This is a genomic window from Streptomyces fuscichromogenes (assembly GCF_014645815.1).
Taxonomy (GTDB): Bacteria; Actinomycetota; Actinomycetes; order Streptomycetales; family Streptomycetaceae; genus Streptomyces; species Streptomyces fuscichromogenes.
The window spans coordinates 1-5,249 of sequence record NZ_BMML01000078.1 but is presented as its reverse complement, the minus strand read 5'-3'; the positions used below and the strand labels follow the sequence as shown (position 1 = coordinate 5,249).

At 70.2% G+C, this 5,249-nt stretch carries 8 protein-coding genes and 1 pseudogene; all 9 read right to left on the bottom strand.

Annotated features, from left to right (window positions below; all coding sequences use genetic code 11):
* Positions 1-518: 518 nt before the first annotated feature.
* Positions 519-1,043 carry a hypothetical protein gene (locus IEZ11_RS50010; protein ID WP_189269791.1) on the bottom strand — a complete coding sequence of 175 codons (525 nt, stop codon included), beginning with the start codon at positions 1,041-1,043 and terminating at the stop codon, positions 519-521.
* Between the two features lie 87 nt (positions 1,044-1,130).
* Positions 1,131-1,493 carry a hypothetical protein gene (locus IEZ11_RS52335; RefSeq protein WP_189269792.1) on the bottom strand — a complete coding sequence of 121 codons (363 nt, stop codon included), beginning with the start codon at positions 1,491-1,493 and terminating at the stop codon, positions 1,131-1,133.
* A gap of 97 nt (positions 1,494-1,590) precedes the next feature.
* The gene (locus tag IEZ11_RS50000) at positions 1,591-2,886 is read right to left on the bottom strand and encodes an AlbA family DNA-binding domain-containing protein (RefSeq protein WP_189269790.1); all 1,296 of its coding nucleotides are present in this window, start codon (positions 2,884-2,886) and stop codon (positions 1,591-1,593) included.
* A gap of 63 nt (positions 2,887-2,949) precedes the next feature.
* On the bottom strand, positions 2,950-3,648 hold the full coding sequence (locus IEZ11_RS49995; protein WP_189269789.1) for a hypothetical protein: 699 nt from the start codon (positions 3,646-3,648) through the stop codon (positions 2,950-2,952).
* Entirely contained in the window at positions 3,645-4,013 is a 369-nt protein-coding gene (locus IEZ11_RS49990) for a hypothetical protein (RefSeq protein WP_189269788.1), read from the bottom strand. Before IEZ11_RS49990 ends, IEZ11_RS49995 begins: the two co-directional genes overlap by 4 nt.
* Positions 4,014-4,041: 28 nt before the next feature.
* A complete protein-coding gene (locus tag IEZ11_RS49985) occupies positions 4,042-4,341 on the bottom strand; it encodes a hypothetical protein (RefSeq protein ID WP_189269787.1) in 300 nt (99 codons plus the stop codon).
* Positions 4,338-4,655, bottom strand: coding sequence for a hypothetical protein (locus tag IEZ11_RS49980; protein ID WP_189269786.1), 318 nt, complete (start codon positions 4,653-4,655; stop codon positions 4,338-4,340). Before IEZ11_RS49980 ends, IEZ11_RS49985 begins: the two co-directional genes overlap by 4 nt.
* A complete protein-coding gene (locus tag IEZ11_RS49975; RefSeq protein WP_189269785.1) occupies positions 4,652-4,879 on the bottom strand; it encodes a hypothetical protein in 228 nt (75 codons plus the stop codon). Before IEZ11_RS49975 ends, IEZ11_RS49980 begins: the two co-directional genes overlap by 4 nt.
* Positions 4,876-5,249, bottom strand: a pseudogene (locus IEZ11_RS49970) (hypothetical protein); the annotation flags it as partial. The gene IEZ11_RS49975 and the pseudogene IEZ11_RS49970, both read right to left, overlap by 4 nt.

Here is a 5,249-nt window from a genome sequence, read left to right as displayed (position 1 = left end):
GCTGGCTGCGGCCGGTCTCCTTCGAGTGGCAGGGGTGGCACAGGCCGCGGCCGTGGCGCGGGTCGTGGTCGTCCCAGCCGCGCTCGACCAGCTCGCGCTTGGACAGCGGCCAGTGGTCCGCGTGCTGGCTGGGCGCACCGCACGGTGTGCCGTGCCCGTGTGCCTGCTCGGCGCACACGCACGTGGGGTCACGCGCAAGGACGCCGGCGCGGAAGCGGTCGCGGTGCTCGGCGCCGTAGCCCTGGGCGGCCGCCGAGGGACGGGCACGGCGGGAACGGCCCAGGCACTCAGGGCACTTGGCCGATCCTCGGGCGGGCGTGCCCGGGCATCCGCCTGTCGTGCATGGGCGTGGCGCGCGTGTAGGCACACAGGACCGCCCTTCTGCATGGGTGGCCGCCGCGGTGTTCAGGTCACCGCGGCGGCCGCCGTCGCCGCCCCGGACGCGAGGGCGGCGTATGGGTGCGGCCCCGTACCTGGTGGGTACGGGGCCGCCGGTGTTACCGGTGTGTGAGTGTGAGTCAGTAGTCCGGGCACAGCCGCTTGTGGACGACGTCGAGGATCTTGGCGGCGGTAGTGAGGCCGAATCCTTCGGGGTGGTCGGGGCTGGTGAACCGGAGGTTGGTCAGCTTGAGCAGCTGGTCGCGGTCGCTGGTGGTCTTGTACGAGCTGCACTGGTTGAGTCCGCGGTCGACGACGGTGTCCGGTTTGCCGTGGACGATGTCGGGGTTGATGGCCGTGAGGGCGGCGAGGTAGGCGGTACGGGTCGCGGCCTTGGGCTGGGGCGGGATGCCGGCCGCGGCCGCGGCGCTGGCTCTCTGCTCGTCGGTGAGCGTGGCGCTGGTCGAGGCCTTGGGCTTGTCCTTGGCGTCATCGTCGCTGCCGGTGGCAACGCCGATGATGCCGGCGACGACGACTAGGGCGAGGACACCGCCACAGCCGATGGCGGCGATCTTGGGCCCGTTCTTCTTCTGCGTCCGCGCGGGCGGCGGTGGGCCCCACCCGGGCGCTTGCTGTGGGTACTGCGGGTGCGGCTGGTTGCTCATGGTCCCCCCAGAGTGTGTGCGGCTGAGGGGCCATCATGTGCCGCCGGGGCAGTTGGTGCCGGGGTTGTCACGGACCTGTGACGGGCGTCAGGAGCGTCCGATGCCGACCAGGCGCAGGGCGCGGGGCCGGGTTGCTCTCTCGGCGTACGCGAGGCTGGTCAGGTCGTAGAGGGGGCGGCCGCGCTCGTCGATGCCTGCGGGCTTGAGGTGGCCTCGGGTGCGCCACTGGCGGATGGTGGCGGGGGTGACGGCGGCCGCACCGCCGGAGAGGAGCCGACGCCACTGTGTGGCCTGCTCGGCGGCCTGGGTGGTGGTGTAGCGGGCGGGGGTGTCCGTGTGGTCACCCCCGCCCTTGCAGTGGCCGAAGCCCCGGGTCTGGGTGGTCCGGGGCTTCGGCGTTGGCGCCGAAGGTGCGACCCTCGCGCGGTGAATTCCGTGGTGCGGGCACACGTGTGCCGCTGGCAGGAGTGTGACGCTAAGTCGCGATCTTGTCCAGCGGGAATGCGTGCACCACGCTGGCGGTGGATGTGTGACGAGTCGTAGGCGATCAGGGGTAAGCAGGTGGGGCGATCTCTCGGAGGACGTTCTCCATACCGAGCAGCCCAGCGTCGAGGGCAGCCTGCTGCATCCAGAGAGTCACCTGTCTCCAGCGCTCCGCGGCGTCGGCCATGTCGAGTGCAGGATCGGCGAGGAGATGGAATCCGAGAGACGTGCCGGCGTTCCGGATCTCCCTCAACCCCGTCGTGTCGAGCACTTCGACGACCGGCCGTCCCATCACCACGTGGAGGTTTCGGGGCTGTGGGACGGCCAGGGGGTCAATGGCGCCGAGCTCGGCCAACGGCGCGATGATTCCCTGGCTGACGAACGCTTCCAGCATGGCGTCCATGAGCTCAGCGAGCCCTTGAACGCTGATCGGCTCACGGACGGCCTCAACGGGGAGACGGCCCTCTTGCAGCGCGATGAACATGCCGCTGGTCCTTGCGGAGACATCGAGTTCGACATGGAGCCGCTGGCCGTGATTCCCGTATGCGCCCGGGACCTGGATGTGGGCTACTGCCTCCACCGGATAGTCCCTGCCTGCGGGCCAGTTGTCAGGGGCTCCAGACCATTGCAGCCTTACATCACGCGAGCGGTTGAACCCTTCCCGGTGGAAGGGGTAGAGGCCGCCGCTCCATGCCGGACCCATGCTCATTCGTCTGAGCAGGCTGTTGAGTCGGGAGTTGTTCAGCGCATCCGCGAACGCATCGATGCTGCGTTCCGAAAGAGGGCGCCACAGCGCCTCTCTGGACACCGGAAAGTTCAGGCCGGTCCGAATGACGAAGTCCTCGTCCTGGCCGCCCTGGGGAGGGGCCTGGAGATTCCATGCCAGCTCTTGGGCTGACTCTGGCTCGCCGAACAGCTGCTTGAGCCTTTGCCAGTCCGCCGGGTGGGTAGTGCTGTGGTCTCGTACGTAGGCGATGCCACCGACCAGGAGTGGGCTCGGATGCTGGCCGGGGACAACGCGAAGGACAAGCACGTACCGTCCTGAATCGTCGTCCATGGGAACTGGGATGATCTCGGGAACCCAGGGCGGTTCGATCTTGGCGTAGCAATGGTCCGCGACGTAGTCGACGGTCTTTTCCTTCACACCCTTGAGGTCCCGGGTCCTGTCGGTGACACCGATCAACAGAAGACCGCCGTAGGTATTGGCCAGCGCGGCAACTCCTCGAGCGACAGTGTCGGCCATCTGTTCCTTGTACTCGACCGTCGGCGCCTCGGGACCGACCTGATTTACCAGGGCGCGTACGCGCTCGATCGTGAACTCCGATGGCGCCGCGTGCAGTAGTGACAGTGTTGAAACCACGGCCCGCATCATCCTCATGCGGCGCCCAGGCAGCAAGCTGCCCGGGTGAGGCCGCAGTCTGGGTCACCGCGCAGTGAGCTGATGGGTATGCAGGATGGCGGCGGCGTGCTGGTCGTACTCGTCGGGGGTCATCTGGTGGCCGCAGCCGAGGCACCGGACGCCCCACTGGCCGTCGGTGCTGACGAGGGTGCAGAGGTCGCAGGCAGGGCACGGGGCGGATCGGGGGTGCTGGTGTGGCCGCGTGTGGGTGAGGTCGCGGAGGCGGCGGACGAGGGTGTCGAGGGCGGTGTGCAGTTCGGCTGCGAGCGGGAGAGTGAGGGCGTACGGCAGGTACGCGGCGAGCCAGTCGCACCAGCCGTCGATCGTCTCTCCCCCGCTCGGCCAGGCCTGCTCGCAGGGCTGGGTGCGCTGGATGCCGTGCGGGTCTCGGGTGGCGGCCGGGTAGAGGTAGGCGATGTGGCCGGCCCAGGCGCCGAGCAGGACTCGGATCGGGGCGGTGCCGTCGTCGTCGGGCCCAGCGGGGTCGTAGTGGCCGGGGCCGAGCAGGGTCAGGATGCGGAGGTCGACGGGTGCGGGGCTGTGGGCGCGGCCGGTGCCGCCGAGGCGCCCTTCTGCGGGCGCACCGGCGGGGGTGAGGAACTCGTCCAGGAGCCGGGCCTGGGCGGGGATCTCGGCGAGCCAGCCGCGGAGCTCGCCGGAGTGGACCAGGCAGAGGTGCTCGTGGTCGGGGGCGGTGCGCGGGCACAGGGTGCACGCGGTCATCGGCCGCCCTCGCGTTCGCGCTGTGCGGCGTCGAGGACGGCCCTGGCCTTGAAGAGGTCGGGGAGCGGCACCTTGCCCTTGCGGCGGCTGGCGCGGTCCTCGCCCATGACGTACTGGCCGAGCTCGTCGAACTTGGCGAACACTCGCTTGACGGCAGCGTCCATGGCCTCCTTGGTGGCGGTGCCGAGCTGGTCGACCTGCTTCTTCACCTCGGCCTGGAAGAGCTCGTCGACGAGGAGCGGCACCAGCTCGCGGGCCTCTTTGGTCTCGCGGCGCAGGTCCTTGAGCATGCCGCGGGCCTCGCGGATCTCCTCTTGGAGCTCGTCGCGGATCTGGGTCAGTTTTTCGATGCTGGGCTCGGTCATGGCGTACTCCCTCGAACGGGTGACGGAATCAGCTGGTCCAGGGCTGGGCGGCGGACGCCTTCTGTGCGGCGTCGATCTGGTCCCGGAAGCGGCGGACAGCGTGGTCTCCTTCGCGCCGGCGGATTCCGTCGAGGACGGCGCCGACGATCTCCGCGAACGCGCAGCGCGGCATGGAGGTGTCGATGAGCGGGGGTAGCGCGCCGGGCTCGCACGGGATGCCGTGCAGCTCGATCGCTATGCCCTCGTCTCCGTGGCCGCAGCGGGCGATGGTGAAGCCGACCCGGGAGCCGGTGATGCCGTAGTGGACCTCGTCGTGGTGGTGGTTCATGATCCTTCTTCCTTGCTGGTGGCCCGTGGCCATTCGTACTGGCGGGTAGGGGTGGTGGTTCGCGCGCGGGCGTGCGCCTGCGATTGCGCGCGTGGAACGCAGGCGCGCGCGTGCGCGCGCGACGCGCGGCGTCTGGCGGCCGCGCGGGTGAGGCGTCTTCGGATGAGCCGGGCGGCGGTGTCGAGGGTGCAGACGAGGGCGCCGGCGGCGGTGGCGAACAGCAGGAGGGCGATGATCGCGACCGCGGTGAGGAACAGGAGGGCGGGGGCGTCGGGGTGGGCCGGGCAGAAGGTGCCGGGCGGGCAGTTGCTCACCGGCGGTCCCGGCTGCGGACGGCTGTGGGCAGGGCGCCGATGTCACGGCGGGTGGCGCGGAAGTCGGCGCGGGCGCGGAGGGCGGTCGACGCGTCGTGGAACCGGTCGCGGATCTTGTATGCGAGGTCGAGGCCGAGGATGGCGAGGACGATGACCAGGACGATGGTGAGGACACCGGCGGCGCCCCCGACTGCGCCGATGAGCAGCATGGTGGTGAAGGTCATGGGGTGTCTCCGGGGGTGGTGAAGATGGCGTCGTAGAGGGCGTCGAGGTCGAGGCCGTCGGCGGGTGTGGTGCTGGCGTTGCGGGCGGCGCGCAGGGTCTCGTCGGTGTGGTGGGCGCCGGCGATGCAGGTGCGTTCGTCGCAGACGGCCCGGTTGCGTTTCATGCGGCCCTCGGGCGGCCGTCCGTGGTGGCGCTCGAACGCGACGGCTCGGGCGTTGGCACGGTCCCCTTCGGCGTAGAGGGTGGGGTTACGGCCGCGCCACGGACCGGTCCAGAGCAGGTGTGTGCCCTCGGTGCGCGCGTGAAGGGTGAACACTCGTTCGACCGTGCGGGAGGCTCTGGGGGTGGGTCTGCGGGGGACGTGGTACG

Bases quoted from the DNA above. Each gene is read 5' to 3' on its own strand.
- IEZ11_RS49985 (WP_189269787.1), bottom strand. From the start codon at position 4,341: ATGAACCACCACCACGACGAGGTCCACTACGGCATCACCGGCTCCCGG.
- IEZ11_RS50010 (WP_189269791.1), bottom strand. From the start codon at position 1,043: ATGAGCAACCAGCCGCACCCGCAGTACCCACAGCAAGCGCCCGGGTGG.
- IEZ11_RS49975 (WP_189269785.1), bottom strand. From the start codon at position 4,879: ATGACCTTCACCACCATGCTGCTCATCGGCGCAGTCGGGGGCGCCGCC.
- IEZ11_RS49995 (WP_189269789.1), bottom strand. From the start codon at position 3,648: ATGACCGCGTGCACCCTGTGCCCGCGCACCGCCCCCGACCACGAGCAC.
- IEZ11_RS49990 (WP_189269788.1), bottom strand. From the start codon at position 4,013: ATGACCGAGCCCAGCATCGAAAAACTGACCCAGATCCGCGACGAGCTC.